Source organism: Wolbachia endosymbiont (group A) of Nomada flava (assembly GCF_964027055.1).
Classification (GTDB): domain Bacteria; phylum Pseudomonadota; class Alphaproteobacteria; order Rickettsiales; family Anaplasmataceae; genus Wolbachia; species Wolbachia pipientis.
The window spans coordinates 12,171-27,073 of the sequence record NZ_OZ034725.1 but is presented as its reverse complement, the minus strand read 5'-3'; the positions used below and the strand labels follow the sequence as shown (position 1 = coordinate 27,073).

The window sequence follows — 14,903 nt, the reverse complement described above, 5'->3', positions numbered from 1 at the left end:
CAAATATAAATGGACTAAAAAGTAAAATATTACAATATTAAAGTTTGCAAATATTGAGGGTATAAAAATGGCAAACGAGAGTAATGAATGGGCTAAAAATGAATTTGGAGATGCTGTACTTGGAGATAAAAGATTAACTGACCGATTAGTAAAGATTGCTGATAGTTTGATAAGTTTACCTGAAAGCTCAATTAATGAGGCATGCGGAAGTTGGTCAGAAGCAAAAGCAGCATACCGTTTTTTTCAAAATGAGAATGTAAAAGAAAGTGATATTTTAGCTACACATATTAATAAGACGGTTGAGAGAACAAAAGCTCACAAGAGGGTTCTTGTCATTCAAGATACCAGTTACATTATATATAATAACCATAAAAAAACAAGCGGATTAGCAAATTTGTCCAGTTATGATACTGCAAAAGGTATTATAATGCATACAGCTCTTGCCGTTAGTATAGAAGGTTTGGTACTAGGGATACTAGATCAAAAAGTTTATTCAAGACCTGAAGAAACTGAAAACCTTAAAAAAAAGAGCGATCGCATTGAAGATAAAGAAAGCGTAAAGTGGTTGGAAACTTTAAGAAAAACAAATAATATTATTGATCCAACTCAAACTGAGACTATAACTGTATGCGATAGAGAAGCAGATATATATGACTTTTTTGAGCTTGCACATAATCTTAATTCGGCAGTGCTAGTTAGAGCATGCAGAGATAGAGCAGTAAATAGAAAATCTCGATATCCTGAAAAAGGTGAGCAGAAGTTATGGGCATTTCTCTCATTGTGCAGGTACGGTAGAAGTTGAAGTTCCTGTAAAAGATAATAAGCCAAAAAGAACAGCACGTTTGGAAGTTAGATTTGGAAAGTTTATGATGAATCCATCTAAGAATAATATTAGGCATAAGACGGAAGAACTACCTAAATTACCACTTTATGCAGTTTATGTTGTTGAGAAAACTCCCCTTCCCTTAAAAAAAACCGCTAGAATGGATGCTATTAACGAATCTTTCAGTTAATACTTTCGATGAAGCTGTTGAAAAAATTAGTTGGTATTGCCTTAGATGGAAAATAGAGATATTACATAAAATTTTAAATCCGGTCTCAAAGTTGAAGAATGTAGGCTTGGAATAGCAGAAAGACTAATGAGATATCTAACAGTTGTGAGTATTATTGCTTGGAGGATCTTCTTTATTACATCAATTGCAAGCAACATTACCATGTACTACCTTATTAGCTGAAGAGGAATGGAAAGTTTTATACGTTAAAATACACAGAAAACCATGTCCAAGTGTAGTTCCCAACATAAAAGAAGCTGTTTCATGAACTTGGAGGCCATTTAGCAAGAAAAAATGACCCAGAACCAGGACCTTATGTTCTTTGGAAAGGATATAAACGTCTCTTTGATTTAGCAGAAGGATGGCGACTTGCTCACGAACCTCATATTTGTGGGTAATAGTAAGATTTGATATGCTGCCAACACTTATGTTCAAATTAAAAATGTCATTTATGATACTAGCCACTTCACGCTTTGAGTTTTTGTAAAATCCGCTGAGTGCTGCAATTATAGACTTAACCCTTGGACCAAATGTATCTGGCGTAACACCTTCTGGTAACTTGCTACTTTTTCTTTTTCTGCATCTCCGACAACGACCATGTTCCAATTACTACATAAGGCCTAATTTCCGGAAGATCAACTTTTTGGTGCACATAAGGTTTTTCGCATATTACAAGCTCTCCTCCGCATTCGCAAATATTAGGCAACTCTATTTTTACTACTTTATCCGCTTCCATTGTGGCATGAAAATTTCCTTTATGCCCAACCTGATCGCCAACATTCCTTTCGCTTTTTGGCTTGTCCTTTTTTGTTTTGTACAATTCTTTAGAGCTCGGTAGAGATGAATTTTTCGAGTTTAAACCAAGCCTTTCCTTTAATTCAGCGTTCTCTATCTTTAAAGCTTTATTTTCTGCTTTTAAGTTTTCTATCTCTGCTTTCAGTTTTTCTATTTTTTGCTGTAAATTTTTGCAAAGTTCTAAAAGGTTTACCACATTACCTCACTTTTGCTCTATGATTATCTTTTTAGATCACTTTGTCTACCTTATTCTACCACTCCGCTGAACGGATACAATTTACTAAACAGAAAAAAAGGCAAAAGAAACCCTAGGGTAGCTAGTTATTCACTATCCATTTTTTAAGTTGGCGTTTTTTAATGTTTTAAATAGCGCATTTCAGCTTATATTAGGTAAAAACCTAGAAATTTTATAAAGACATAAGGTGCACATAGTGCAAAAAATTAAGCATGATTTACGCCAAATACATTAAGTTTTTTGTCATTAATCCACTGCAGAGATTGCGAAGATAAATAAATAGCTTCAGTGTTATAATAAGGGGGCTGGCGAAGCTTGTCAAGGAAGTTTTTATGATTTATCTAACGAACTTTACACTTGCTAAAGTTGTACCATCTTGGTAACTTTAACTGAAAGAAGTTATTTTTTATCCAATATGAAAAAAGCCTTTATATTCACACCCTTAATAGCAATTATATTGATAGTTATTACTTATTTATACAGAAACGACGGAACTAATGACTCACAAGTGGTAAATGTTTATTCATCGCGCAAAGAAGAATTAGTACGTACTTTGTTTGATGAATTCACGAAAAATACAGGCATTAAAGTACGTTACATCATTGATGATTATTCTCAGTTACTTTCACGAATAGAAAACGGTGGTGAAGCTGACTTATTTTTGACTGCTGATGCAATCAACTTAATTCTAGCAAAAAAAAGAGGCCTTTTATCTCAAGTAGATTCAGAGGTTTTAAAAAGTGTTATACCTGCAAGATTTAGAGACAGTGAAGATTATTGGTTTGGTCTTACAAAAAGAGCTAGGATATTGGTTTACAATAAAGAGTCAGTAGACCCTAAGGACTTAAGTACTTATGAAGATTTAGCAAATGAAAAATGGAAAGGAAAAATATTAGTGCGTTCTTCTACAAGTCCATATAACAGATCGTTAATTGCTTTTATGATTGCAAATAATGGTTTTGAAAAGACGAAAGAATGGGTAAGCGGAATTGTGAGCAATATGGCAAGAAAACCAAGTGGTGGTGATACTGATCAAATTTACGCCGTAGCAGCCGGTGAGGGAGATGTTGCAATAGTAAACAGCTACTACTTTGCGAGAATTCTTTCATCAGAAAATAAAAAGAATGTTGCAGACAAGCTAGGGGCTTTTTTTCCTAATCGCAACGATCACGGTGTAATGGTAAACATCAGTGGTGCAGCAGTAACAAAAAACGCAAAAAACAGGGAAAATGCTATAGTCTTATTGGAATTTTTAGTAAGCAAGCAGGCTCAAGAGTTATACGCTAAAAAAAACCAAGAATATCCTATTATTGAAGGCGTTGAAACTTCCGATATACTAAAATCTTGGGGAAATTATTCACAAAGTGATTTGCCTCTAAGTGAACTTGAGAAGCATCTTTTTGAGGCTGTTATGATAGCGGATGAGTGTAAGTGGAAGTAATCCCCAGCGCCACTAAACATTGGGATGAAAGATTTATGCTAATATACCTTACTCTTGACTCGCTGAACTTTTTCTTCCTTCTAACTTAATTTTGACTTTACTATCTTTTTCCGTTCTTTCACCAAAACAATTGCTGCACAAGAAGTCTATTGAAAAAAGGTAATAAGAAAGTAGAATAGGTTCAAGTAGTTGAAAAGGAAACTATGAACAAGAGAAGGAATTTGTTAAACATCTCAGACCTTACAGTCGATGATGTAGAAAATATAACTAAGTTGGCCAACCAGTACCTTAAAAAAGAAGTTGCAAATAGTCATATCTTGGAAAATAAGACAGTAATAAATTTATTCTTTGAAGATTCAACGCGTACACTTGCGTCTTTTGAAATAGCAGCAAAAAGCCTTGGAGCAAATGTTGTAACTTTGCCAATAAGATCTTCTTCTATTAACAAGGGAGAAGATCTGAAAGACATGATAAAAACATTAAATGCAATGAATCCTGATTACATAATAATCAGGCATAAAAGTAGTGGTATCATTAATACACTGGCAAAGTATGTTAACTGCTCGCTAATCAATGCAGGCGATGGAAGTAGTGAACATCCAACTCAAGCTCTTGCAGACTATCTTGTAATCAGCAATCACAAAAAGCAAATAAAGGACCTCAAAGTTGTGATATGTGGAGATATTCTGCACAGTAGAGTTGCAAGATCAAATATAAGATTGCTAAAAATGTTTGGAGTAGAGATAAACTTGGTCGCACCACCAACTTTGATTTGTAAGCATTTTCCTGAAGTAGATTCAGTCCATTATTCATTAATTGAAGGTATAAAGGATGCTGACGTAATTATGCTTTTGAGATTGCAGAAAGAGCGCATGAATAATAGTTCTTCAGAGAAAGAATATTTTTATTTGTATGGACTTGATTCACAAAAGCTATCATACGCAAAACCAGATGCGATTGTTATGCACCCAGGGCCAATAAACAGAGGGATTGAGATTAGCAGTGATGTAGCAGATTGTGTTATTTTACAGCAAGTAGAATTCGGATTGGCAATACGTAAGGCAGTGCTGCACTATTATAGATATTAAAAAATGCTACACAACTAATGCGAAAGAAGGGTTTTTTCATGAAATGACGAGAATGGCCACTAAGATGTTAAGGCTGAGGATATGATGTGGAATTTTTTACGAAAGCCTGAAGTCAACCAACAACCTTGCAGAACGGCAAATTAGACGGCTATCGTAAAAACAGCTTTTTCACCTGGTCAGAATGTGGGGAAAGGTTCGTGAAAAGAATGTTGTCGATATTTTTGACATCACGTCTCAATGGCCAAAATCCCTTCCAAAAGTTACGACTGCTTAGTTCTTTATTCATTTTCACAATCCGTGAACGGTTACAACCTGGATTCCAGTGGGCTTTGTTGCATCGCTAGCTATGATGGATTAAAGATAAAAAAGATAGCGAATATCAGTAGCTTATTATTCTGGTATTTATAACAAGAACGGTCAATGAATACCTAAATTTGAGTAAAAGAAATTTCACTACCATTTACCAATCCGGCTAAAATTCAAGAATTTCAATGCTTTAGCTATTTTCAATAGAATTAAATTTATTAATATAAATAACAAATTACTATTCTTAAATTTGATCAGATTGATTGCAAAAAAACAAGATTTTCAATAGGTTGCTTATAATCCTAACTATAGTTAGCCTTTCATAAGTAGCGATGCAACAAAGCCATTCCAGTGTCAGCTACTTTCATAACACCATATTACCTTAACAAAAGCAAATGTTCGTACAGATGTGCATCAGCTACTTTCATCTGCCACCTGCAAATTGCAATGTTCGTACAGTTATGTGTCACGCTACTTGGATGACACCGTTGAAAGAAATGAACCGCCTTTTCAAAATTGTTTTGAATAGAGGAATAACATTCACAAGTAAAATTTCATATTACCATTTTTTAATTTATGTATTATAATAAGCTTAATCTATAAGAAAAACAAAGTTGGAAAAGTTGGAAGAACTAAGCAAAAACTGGGTGATAAGAACGGGAAGATTTTTATCTTCATTGTTTTTTTTACTGTTGATTGCGCTATCAATACGTAGTTTTTTATTCGAGCCATTTCATATACCTTCTGGTTCAATGAAAAGCACCCTACTTGAAGGGGATTACATTTTTACTAGTAAATATTCATACGGTTACAGTAAACACTCATTTCCATTTTCTCCAAACATTTTTAGCGGCAGGATTTTTTATACCCCTCCAAAGCGTGGCGACATAGTAGTTTTCAAACCCACAAGAAACGACAGTATCAGGTTTGTTAAGCGAGTAATAGGAACACCGGGCGACAAAGTGCAAATGATAGAGGGAGAATTATACCTAAATGATCAGAAAGTAGAGCGAAGGCAAATTGAAAGTTTTTTTGATTATGAGTCAAATCGTAACATACCAAGATATATAGAAACGCTTTTAAGTGGCAAGGAACATGAGATTTTGATAGATAACGTCTCTAATAAGCTATCATATAACACTCCAGTTTATTATGTACCTGATGATCAATTTTTTGTTATGGGAGACAATAGAAATAATTCTTTAGATAGTAGGTTTTCTGAAGTTGGTTTTGTACCAATGGAAAATATCATTGGGCGTGTAAGCATAGTTGGTTTATCATTTAAATTAGGAAAGGTCGATTGGTTACCATTTAATTTCAGGTTACCTGTTGCTTTGAGATTAAATAGGGTATTGCACAAGGTTGTGTAAGCTTTTTCTACCTATTTGTTAATTCACACAACTCTAAAGAAGAATTTTCTAACTCGGCGATAGCGTTGTTAATTTCATTCAAGTCATTGCCTTGTAAAGCGTTTTTTGCATTTTGTAATAGGTTTTTCAACTTTTGATCAGTGGAAAGGTTATTATTGTTTTCAACCAAGTGTATGAGTTTATTTCCATTAATTTTAGCACCTGCAAGGGAACGAGCCTTCATATCTTCATCAAAGCTGTTTATTGACTGGTTAACCATATTTTGAACATCAGCTTCACTCAAGCCAAAACTTGAATTTACTTTAACTGTCTGCTCAATTCCAGTAGTTTTTTCTCTTGCAGTAACAGTCAAGATTCCGTCAACGTTAACTGTAAATTCTATTTCAACTCTTGCAGAACCTGCAGGCAGTGGCGGTATACCTTTTAGTTCAAACTGCGCTAGAGATTTGTTATCCTCTATCATTTCACGTTCTCCCTGACAAACATGAATTTTCATTGCTGTTTGCCCATCAATATAAGTTGTAAACTCTTTTGTTTCTGAAACTGGCAGTGGCGTATTTCTTGGTATGATTTTTTCAACTATGCCTCCCATAGTTTCTATGCCAAGTGATAAAGGTAGAACATCCAGGAGAATATTCCTATCTTTTGAGCTCGAAATTAAATCATGAGCCTGCAGAGCTGCCCCAATGGCAACTGCTTTATCTGGATCCACGTCATTTAGTACTTTATTTCCAAAGAGTTTGACTAGTGAATTTTGAACCAATGGTGTTCTAGTTGCACCACCAACTAAAATTACTCCTTTTATATCATCAATTTTAAGATCTATATCACTTATAGTACGAGTGACTATATTGATAGTCTTATTGACCAAAGAACTGATTGCCTGCTCGAATTCTTCTCTAGTAATTTCACATTTAAATGGCTTGCCGTTAATGTTGAATTCAAAAGTACCTACGGTGTTTTCGCTCAGATATTCTTTTACAATACGTGATTCAATAAGTGTTGTCATTCCAGTGCTTGACACTGGAATCCAGTTCTTATTATATAACTTTCTAGTGTGTTCATTTGTAATCAAACTTTCTGGATCCCAGACTGGGATGACACTAGAGCATTCTTTGTTTAAACCTACCTTTTCTCTATACTTATCAAGCACAATAAGGTTAAGCAAATGATCAAAATCATCTCCACCGAGTTTAGTGTCACCACCAACTGCAAGAACTTGAAACACTCCTTGATGCAATTTCAATATTGAAATATCAAATGTTCCACCACCAAGGTCATAAACTGCATATATTCCACTGTTATTGTTCTTTTCAATGGAGTAAGAAAGCGCTGCAGCGGTTGGCTCGTTAACGAGGCGAAGAACTTCTATGCCGGCTAATCTTGCTGCATATTTGGTTGCGTTACGTGCTGAATCGTCAAAGTAAGCTGGCACAGTGATCACTGCTTTTTTTACTTCCAGCCCCTTAGACTTTTTTACCCTCTTACATAAAGCTTTTAATATCTCAGCAGAAATCTCAACAGGAGTAAGATACTTTTCCTCTGCGCATTTTATTCTAATAACTTTTTCGCTTTCATGATCTATTTCAAAATTGACGCCTTCTTTATTTAATTCTTCAACACTTTTACCCATTAAACGTTTTATCGAGTAAATTGCATCTGAGTCAACATCGTAGCCAGTTTTCAATGTATTATTTTCATACGAAATAACAGAAGGCAGTAGCTCTCTTCCCTGCTTATCTTCAAATATCTCCACGTTGCCAGCTTTATTTACCATGGCAATTAAAGAATTGGTAGTACCAAGATCTATACCAAAAACTACTTCATTTGAATCCGGTTCAGAAATTTGAATTGGTTGCATTCTTTTTCACCTCCTCAAATGACTTATATAAATATTTCAATCTTAGGACTTGTGTAGCAGCTCCATCAAAATTCTTTACAGCAAAAGTGTTAATTAGGTTTTTAATGCAACCTTTTATTTTTTCATCAATCATCCTACTTGCAAATTGTAGATCATCGCAGTCCAGCAAATATTCTCTTATTTCCATTGATTCATTTAATATTTCAGAATTTGGATGATCCTTTGGGCTTCCTACACCAAAAAGATTCAACAAATGCTCGGCACGTTCTAGTGGTGACTTCAGCACTTGATAAGCTTTGTTGATATTTTCCATGTTTTTGGACTGTCTTTCATTTATATCAGTCTTGCTTAGCTCAATATATTTTTTCTCTAGCCCATCAAAGCTGATATTGAAAGTTGGTTCGATTTCAAACAATGTAAAATAGTTGCTAGACATGAAAACTCTCTCCACAACCACATTTTCCTTTCTCATTAGGATTTTTGAAAACAAAACCCGATGAAAATTTTTCTTCTACATAATCCATTTCAGAGCCAAGAATAAACATGACGGATTTTGGATCAATCAACACTTTAACTTTTTGGCCATCACTACAGTTTTCCTCAATTATCGACTCTAAAGGACGAGTATCATATGCATATTCAATATCATATTTTAAACCAGAACATCCTTTTTGCTTAATTAGCACTCTTATTCCTATTGCTTCTTCCGGTTTCTCAAGGTTAGTATGCTTCTTTTGGTCCAATAAATACCTTATCCTTTCTACTGCTTCCGCAGTTATAGTGATAAGTTTTTTATTCTTTTTTACAGTTTCACCTCCGCCTACTTCTTGATATTCACCCATGTTCGTAGCTTCTTAATTCTTTTGTTTACTTTGATAGTCATGAATAGCAGCCTTTATAGCATCTTCAGCAAGCACCGAGCAGTGTATTTTTACTGGCGGCAAAGACAACTCTTCCACTATTTGAGTATTCTTTATCTGTGTAACGTCACTGATGGTTCTCCCCTTTATCATCTCTGTTAACAAAGAGCTTGAAGCAATGGCAGAACCACAACCAAAAGTTTTAAATTTTGCATCTTCAATAACACCTTTGTCATTGACCTTTATCTGCAATTTCATTACATCACCGCACGATGGTGCACCAACTAAACCAGTGCCAACATTTGGATCATTTTTATCCAGAGAGCCAACATTCCTTGGATTTTCATAATGATCTAAAATTTTCTCATTATAACTCATAAAATTACCTATAAACTGCTATTTTACATTATAACACATTTAGGTTGAAAACTAAAGAAAAATGCACTCGCAACCGCTGTATTTTGTGAGTAAAATGTAACGGTTGCGAGTGCATTTTTCTTTACAAATATACGTAGTGCATGTCATCCTCTATATTGTAATTAAGTTTGAATTTTAAAAGGAGCATTCCCTTGAGTTTATTTGGTAATCTTTATAAAGGCTTGTTAAAAACTTCTTCTCGCTTTAGCGACGGGGTGAGAAGTATTTTCTCTGGCAAAAAAAAATTAGACCAGTCGCTTTTAGATGAGCTAGAAGAATTGCTAATTAGCATGGATATTGGTCATAAAACTTCCAAGTTGATTATCGATAGGCTCACAAGCATCAAATTTGACAAAGAAGTTGAGTATAATATTATCACGCAGCAATTAGTGAACGAAATAGAAGCTATATTAAACCCTGTCATGCAACCGTTAATTTTAAACAGAAAACCACATATAATAATGGTATGTGGAGTAAATGGTAATGGTAAAACCACAACTATAGGTAAGCTCGCATATAAATATAAGGAGATGGGAAAGTCCGTTATGCTTGTTGCATGCGATACATTTAGAGCTGCTGCTAGTGAACAATTAAATATTTGGGCAGAACGTTCTGATTGCTTGATTGTTACTGGAGAGTACGGTAGCAATTCCGCGAGTGTGGCATATAGAGCTGTAAGTCAAGCTATAAAAGATAACGTTGATGTCGTTCTAATTGACACAGCAGGAAGGCTACAAAATAATGTGAACCTTATGGAGGAATTATCAAAAATATATAGAACGATAAAGAAATTAGATGATACTGCTCCTCATGACGTTATTTTAGTTCTTGACGCAACTACCGGCCAAAATGCTTATAGCCAATTAGAGGCATTTAGTAAGATGGTTAACGTTACCGGGCTAATCGTAACAAAGCTAGATGGCACCGCTAAGGGCGGAGTAGTAATTGGACTTGCAGAAGCTTATAAGGTAAAGTTACATGCTATAGGAATTGGCGAAAATATAGAGGACTTAAGGGAGTTTACTAGTAAAGAATTTGCTGAAGCACTATTTAACTGTGATTGAAGATTTCTCTTAATTCCCTTACGTGACCAAGCTTAATTATCTCAATATCATGAGAAGAGTAATTACCATTTTTAGGCATAATTGCTTTTTTAAATCCTAACTTTTGTGCTTCTTTTAGTCTGAGATCAGCATGCGAGACATTCCTAATTTCTCCTGAAAGTGCAACTTCACCGCAGATTATTGAAGAAGTTGGCAGCGGTAAATTTACTACACTTGAAATAAGGGAAGCAGCAACAGCAAGATCAGCCGATGGTTCCTGTATTTTGAGTCCCCCTGCAATGTTTAGGTATACCTCTTTATCATGCAAAAACATTTTGCAACGAGCATTTAGCACCGCGATGATCATAGCCAATCTATTAATATCCCACCCAACTACTGCCCTTCTTGGGGTTGCCATATTAGTTCCTGCTATTAATGCTTGCACTTCCATTAAAATTGGTCTTGAACCTTCAATTCCTGCAAATACGGCGCTGCCAACTACTTCTCTGTCATGGGCCATCAGAAACAATGATGATGGGTTATCAACAGGCACAAGTCCTGCTTCAGACATCTCAAAAACACCAATTTCATTTGCAGGGCCAAATCTATTTTTAATAGTGCGTAAAATGCGGTATTGATTGCTATTTTCACCTTCAAAATATAATACCGTATCCACCATATGCTCCAAAGTTTTAGGTCCAGCTATTTGTCCATCCTTAGTTATATGACCAACTATTAAGAGAGAAATACCATATTGTTTCGCAAGAATGGTTAATTCATGAGCGCAAGTACGAACCTGAGTTACAGTCCCTGGTGCTGATGTAATTCTGCTATCATACATTGTTTGTATAGAGTCAATTACTAAAAATTTAATACTTTTGTTTTCCTTTATCGTTGCTACTACATCAGTTAAAGACACTGTAGACAAAAGCTTAATTTTAGGTTCATTTATCTTAAGACGCTTTGCTCTGAGACTCACTTGCTCTAAAGATTCCTCGCCAGATACATAAAGACATTCAAAAGAGGAAAGTTGCACAACATTAGCTGCAATTCTAAGCAAAAGGGTGGATTTTCCAATACCAGGTTCGCCTCCAATTAAAATGCTAGCACCTTGAACGATACCCCCACCAAAAACTCTATCTAATTCTTCTATTCCTGTTAGAAAACGACTTGGAGTGATAATTTCGCTACCCGATAACGTCTTTATTAAAATTGGCGCAGACATACTTCTTTTGCCCGTTTTTACTGCTATTTCCTCAACAATTGTATCCCAATTGTCACATGCGATGCACTTCCCTACCCACCTACCAGTGCTATGACCACAGGATTGACATACATATACAGTTTTCATCAGAGCCAAAATTATTTTGTTATAATTGTAATAAAAATTAGCTGAATAGGCGAAGTAAATCTAAACACTGAGTCTCACAAACGTTGTGGTGCGAAGATAATTGTCATAAGTTGTACCATTTAAATTCATGCACAATGATTGCGCGAACGCTTCCCTCTAGGATCCAAGTAGCCCATTCTCCTGTCATTCCAGTAGCATCCTTTTTTTGTCATCCGAGTAGCCCCTTTTTTGTCATCCCAGTGCCCAGACACTGGGATCCAGGAAAAAGAATGATGTCATGAAAGTAGATACCGTCTCGTTAGTCAACAAGAAAATTACAAAATAAGGCAATATTTTATATAAGATTGAAAGTATTTTTTTTAACAATCAGCTAAGTAAACCTTCCTCCAACAGCTTTGCCCTGTAGTTTTTGATATGATCTGGATCAAAAGCCTTCTTTGAACTTAGAACACCAAAAACAATATGGAGTAACTTACGCATCGCAGCTCCCACAATGGCCATATTATGCTTGCCTTTTTCTTTTAATCTCTTGCAAAAAGTCATAATAATAGGATTGTGATTTTTAGCTACTATAGCAGGAAAATACATTGCCTTACGTAGTGTTCGTGAACCTGATTTACTTAATCTGGGTTTGGCATATACAGAGGAACCTGATGTTATATTTCTCGGTACAACTCCTGCATATGCTGCCAATTGCCTGGCATCTCTAAAAGCCTTTGTGTCAGGAACTTCAGCTAAAATAGCTGTTGCTGATTCTTCTCCTATGCCTGAATAGAAGTTGAAAATTTTCCAACAACTCTTTGTGTTGCTTTAATAGTTCACGTACGGAGTTTTTTATTGTTTCTATTTTTTGAGCTATATTCATTGCAAGGTCTTCCCAAGCATTTGCAACTTCTTTGGGAAGTCTCTCTTTTTTTTCTAAGTGGTTATTTACTAATGTTAACTCATCTTTTAACGCAACCGAGCAACGATAAAGATGTTTTAGTTTTTTCAATTCAGGAGATGGTGGTGTCCAACGAGTTGGTTCCTGTCTTTGGCAGTAATCAGCAATAATTTCCGCATCGGTCTGATCATTCTTTTGTCGTACAAGCTTACTCCTCGCATAAGATTTAATACAATAAGGATTTACAACACTAACAAAATATCCAGAATTGTGTAGAAATTCAGCCAAAGCTTCGCTATAACAACCAGTAGCTTCCATACAAGCTTTCACTTGTTCTATGTTATGTTTTTGTAGAAAGTTCAGTAGACCTTGAAACCCATTATCATCGTTCTTAAAGCTCCTTTTCCTAGTTTCACGTTTTCCTTTTTTACTTATAAATGAGAGACAAACATCAAAGCGATCTTTTGATATGTCTATGCCCAAAAAGTTGTTGATCATATATAACCCCATACGTTACCATTAAAAATGAAAAGTAAGGCTATTCTTGCGGATACAGAATTAGAACCATTTAGGTCTTTCTACGATACCGTCCAGCCTATACCTTTGAGAAGGGAGCTCTTATCTACTTGACAGATTTTATATCTAAGCCCTATGACAGAGTGCTTCCCTTCTCCATCTAATGCTTAAGCTTAAAACATTAGATGCTTTTTACAAGATACAAGCCCCTATGATGTCATTCCAGTGCTTGACACTGGGATCTCATTCAAATAATAAAGGCTAGATCCCAGTGTCAGCTACTTGGATGACAAAAAAAGGAGCACTGGAATAACATCACAGGGGCACTGGGATGACACCCTCCTAGTAGAAACGCTTTTGTAATTGCAACATTCGTGCAATCTTTAGCCATAATACTTAAGAAATTTACCAAACGAAAAAAAAGGCAAAAGAAGCCCCGTGGTGGTTGGCTATTTACTATGTACTAAAATATCGGCGTTTTTTTATTCTAAAACGCTTGATTAAGAGCGATTTAGCTGCTTTTAACTTGCAACTAACCTACACCGCAAGTGTTTAAGAAATTTACTAAGCAGGAAAAAAGGCAAAGAAACCCCGTAGTAGCTAGCATTCAAATTCTCCCTTGTCAATTTGACGTTTTTTGCTGTCTTAAACGCTTTGTAAGCGCGTTTAGCTTATTTAGATAAAAATCTAGATGTAGATGAAGTTTTGTAAAGACATACAGTATCTATGTACTGCAAAAAATTAAACATAAGACGCCGATACATTAAGTAATCCTTACCTTTTAATCTGCAGATTGGCGAAAGCAAATACAATAGCTTCAGTTTTATGATAAGGGGGCTGGCGAAGGGTGTCAAGTAAGTTTTTTGTTTCTATTCCCAATGTTATATGGTTATGTAAGAAGTCTAATAGCAAATTTTTAAGTTTCTCTTTAACCCTTTAACCAACGGGCTCCCATGAGGAGAGGAGAGTAAAGATCTTCTTCCATAGATATCTTAACACTTTTTTCTTCTTCTACAGTTGGCGGACGAGTAAGAAAGTGAATCTTTGGTGCACCACTAATTATTGCCATCGGTGTTTGCTCCGCCCCTTCCCCCATAACTAAAACAGCAGATGTTGCCAGCGCATCAAGAAGATTGACTTGTGTTACTTGCAGTGGTTGATTATAAAGATCTGGCTTGCCTATATAGGAATAAAGTGGTTCAAATCCACACCAACCAAGAGCAACGCCCGTAACCCCAAGGCGCATAGGTGTTATGTTACTATCTGTAATCAAAATACCAAGATGTTTTATGCAGTGTTTTGTCTTGAGATAGTTCCATATTGATAGAGCTGTTTTCTGAACATTCTTTGGGTATAAAATATACATTTCATTACCATTTGATTCATCAATACCAGCAGATGGAATTAAGATATTATCCTTAATCGTTAAACAGATACTATGAGCCACATCAACAATTGCATCAGCTTCTCTTTTGATTAGCTCTTCTTTAGAACAAGCAGTTTTATAAACTACTCGTTTTTGACAAATTGAAATGATTTTTGATGTGATAGCAAGAACAACTTCCTCTCTTAGCAACTCTGAAACATAGCGATCAAGAACCTGCTCTAATACTTCTCCACATTCAATGCGGTGGGTATAAATTGCTTTAACATACATACTATTACATCAAAAAATTTCTCATAAA

12 protein-coding genes and 3 pseudogenes are annotated in these 14,903 nt (G+C 35.4%); 7 read left to right on the top strand and 8 right to left on the bottom strand.

The features are described 5' to 3' along the window. The first annotated feature begins 67 nt into the window (after positions 1-67). Positions 68-1,450 (top strand): annotated as a pseudogene (locus tag AAGD70_RS00150) (IS4 family transposase). Positions 1,451-1,457: 7 nt separating this feature from the next. Here AAGD70_RS00150 and AAGD70_RS00145 read toward each other — a convergent pair. Then, positions 1,458-2,043: pseudogene (locus tag AAGD70_RS00145) on the bottom strand (DUF6444 domain-containing protein); the annotation flags it as partial. Between the two features lie 454 nt (positions 2,044-2,497). On the opposite strand from AAGD70_RS00145, the gene AAGD70_RS00140 reads away from it, so the two are divergent. The 4 genes from AAGD70_RS00140 to lepB all read left to right on the top strand — a co-directional run bounded on the left by AAGD70_RS00140 (position 2,498) and on the right by lepB (position 6,287). Then, entirely contained in the window at positions 2,498-3,523 is a 1,026-nt protein-coding gene (locus tag AAGD70_RS00140; protein WP_065095171.1) for an extracellular solute-binding protein, read from the top strand. 203 nt (positions 3,524-3,726) lie between these two features. Beyond that, entirely contained in the window at positions 3,727-4,611 is an 885-nt protein-coding gene (locus tag AAGD70_RS00135; RefSeq protein ID WP_065095381.1) for an aspartate carbamoyltransferase catalytic subunit, read from the top strand. Between the two features lie 701 nt (positions 4,612-5,312). Further along, positions 5,313-5,504: a hypothetical protein gene (locus AAGD70_RS00130; RefSeq protein WP_156518101.1), complete on the top strand. Its 192-nt coding sequence runs from the start codon at positions 5,313-5,315 to the stop codon at positions 5,502-5,504. 36 nt (positions 5,505-5,540) lie between these two features. After that, positions 5,541-6,287 (top strand): signal peptidase I, encoded by a 747-nt coding sequence (lepB, locus tag AAGD70_RS00125; RefSeq protein ID WP_065095134.1) that lies wholly within the window; start codon positions 5,541-5,543, stop codon positions 6,285-6,287. Positions 6,288-6,294: 7 nt separating this feature from the next. Here lepB and AAGD70_RS00120 read toward each other — a convergent pair whose 3' ends face one another. From AAGD70_RS00120 to iscU, 4 genes are read right to left on the bottom strand one after another with little or no spacing between them, the layout of a single operon-like run. After that, on the bottom strand, positions 6,295-8,148 hold the full coding sequence (locus tag AAGD70_RS00120; RefSeq protein ID WP_065095132.1) for an Hsp70 family protein: 1,854 nt from the start codon (positions 8,146-8,148) through the stop codon (positions 6,295-6,297). Further along, complete coding sequence (locus AAGD70_RS00115; protein WP_065095133.1) at positions 8,126-8,584, bottom strand: iron-sulfur cluster co-chaperone HscB C-terminal domain-containing protein; 459 nt, start codon at positions 8,582-8,584, stop codon at positions 8,126-8,128. The genes AAGD70_RS00120 and AAGD70_RS00115 overlap by 23 nt, the downstream gene beginning before the upstream one ends. Then, the gene (locus AAGD70_RS00110; RefSeq protein ID WP_007548854.1) at positions 8,577-8,990 is read right to left on the bottom strand and encodes a HesB/IscA family protein; all 414 of its coding nucleotides are present in this window, start codon (positions 8,988-8,990) and stop codon (positions 8,577-8,579) included. Before AAGD70_RS00110 ends, AAGD70_RS00115 begins: the two co-directional genes overlap by 8 nt. A gap of 12 nt (positions 8,991-9,002) precedes the next feature. Continuing rightward, positions 9,003-9,386 (bottom strand): Fe-S cluster assembly scaffold IscU, encoded by a 384-nt coding sequence (gene iscU / locus AAGD70_RS00105; RefSeq protein ID WP_007548853.1) that lies wholly within the window; start codon positions 9,384-9,386, stop codon positions 9,003-9,005. Positions 9,387-9,577: 191 nt separating this feature from the next. Here iscU and ftsY point away from each other — a divergent pair, with 191 nt between their 5' ends. Next, positions 9,578-10,489, top strand: coding sequence for a signal recognition particle-docking protein FtsY (gene ftsY, locus AAGD70_RS00100; protein ID WP_065095382.1), 912 nt, complete (start codon positions 9,578-9,580; stop codon positions 10,487-10,489). Here the strand turns inward: ftsY and radA are convergent. Beyond that, a complete protein-coding gene (radA, locus tag AAGD70_RS00095) occupies positions 10,476-11,819 on the bottom strand; it encodes a DNA repair protein RadA (protein ID WP_065095383.1) in 1,344 nt (447 codons plus the stop codon). The genes ftsY and radA overlap by 14 nt on opposite strands. 134 nt (positions 11,820-11,953) lie before the next feature. Here radA and AAGD70_RS00090 point away from each other — a divergent pair, with 134 nt between their 5' ends. Further along, positions 11,954-12,100, top strand: a complete 147-nt coding sequence (locus tag AAGD70_RS00090) for a hypothetical protein (RefSeq protein ID WP_156518031.1) — start codon at positions 11,954-11,956, stop codon at positions 12,098-12,100. An 85-nt stretch (positions 12,101-12,185) separates the two neighbouring features. On the opposite strand, the pseudogene AAGD70_RS00085 reads toward AAGD70_RS00090, so the two are convergent. Continuing rightward, positions 12,186-13,200 (bottom strand): annotated as a pseudogene (locus AAGD70_RS00085) (IS110 family transposase). Between the two features lie 946 nt (positions 13,201-14,146). After that, positions 14,147-14,875, bottom strand: a complete 729-nt coding sequence (locus AAGD70_RS00080) for a putative folate metabolism gamma-glutamate ligase (RefSeq protein WP_065095208.1) — start codon at positions 14,873-14,875, stop codon at positions 14,147-14,149. Positions 14,876-14,903 lie beyond the last annotated feature (28 nt).

Coding starts and splice junctions, on each gene's coding strand:
- AAGD70_RS00140 (WP_065095171.1), top strand. CDS start 2,498: ATGAAAAAAGCCTTTATATTCACACCCTTAATAGCAATTATATTGATA.
- AAGD70_RS00080 (WP_065095208.1), bottom strand. CDS start 14,875: ATGTATGTTAAAGCAATTTATACCCACCGCATTGAATGTGGAGAAGTA.
- radA (WP_065095383.1), bottom strand. CDS start 11,819: ATGAAAACTGTATATGTATGTCAATCCTGTGGTCATAGCACTGGTAGG.
- AAGD70_RS00135 (WP_065095381.1), top strand. CDS start 3,727: ATGAACAAGAGAAGGAATTTGTTAAACATCTCAGACCTTACAGTCGAT.
- AAGD70_RS00120 (WP_065095132.1), bottom strand. CDS start 8,148: ATGCAACCAATTCAAATTTCTGAACCGGATTCAAATGAAGTAGTTTTT.
- AAGD70_RS00115 (WP_065095133.1), bottom strand. CDS start 8,584: ATGTCTAGCAACTATTTTACATTGTTTGAAATCGAACCAACTTTCAAT.
- AAGD70_RS00110 (WP_007548854.1), bottom strand. CDS start 8,990: ATGGGTGAATATCAAGAAGTAGGCGGAGGTGAAACTGTAAAAAAGAAT.
- iscU (WP_007548853.1), bottom strand. CDS start 9,386: ATGAGTTATAATGAGAAAATTTTAGATCATTATGAAAATCCAAGGAAT.
- AAGD70_RS00090 (WP_156518031.1), top strand. CDS start 11,954: ATGATTGCGCGAACGCTTCCCTCTAGGATCCAAGTAGCCCATTCTCCT.
- AAGD70_RS00130 (WP_156518101.1), top strand. CDS start 5,313: ATGTTCGTACAGATGTGCATCAGCTACTTTCATCTGCCACCTGCAAAT.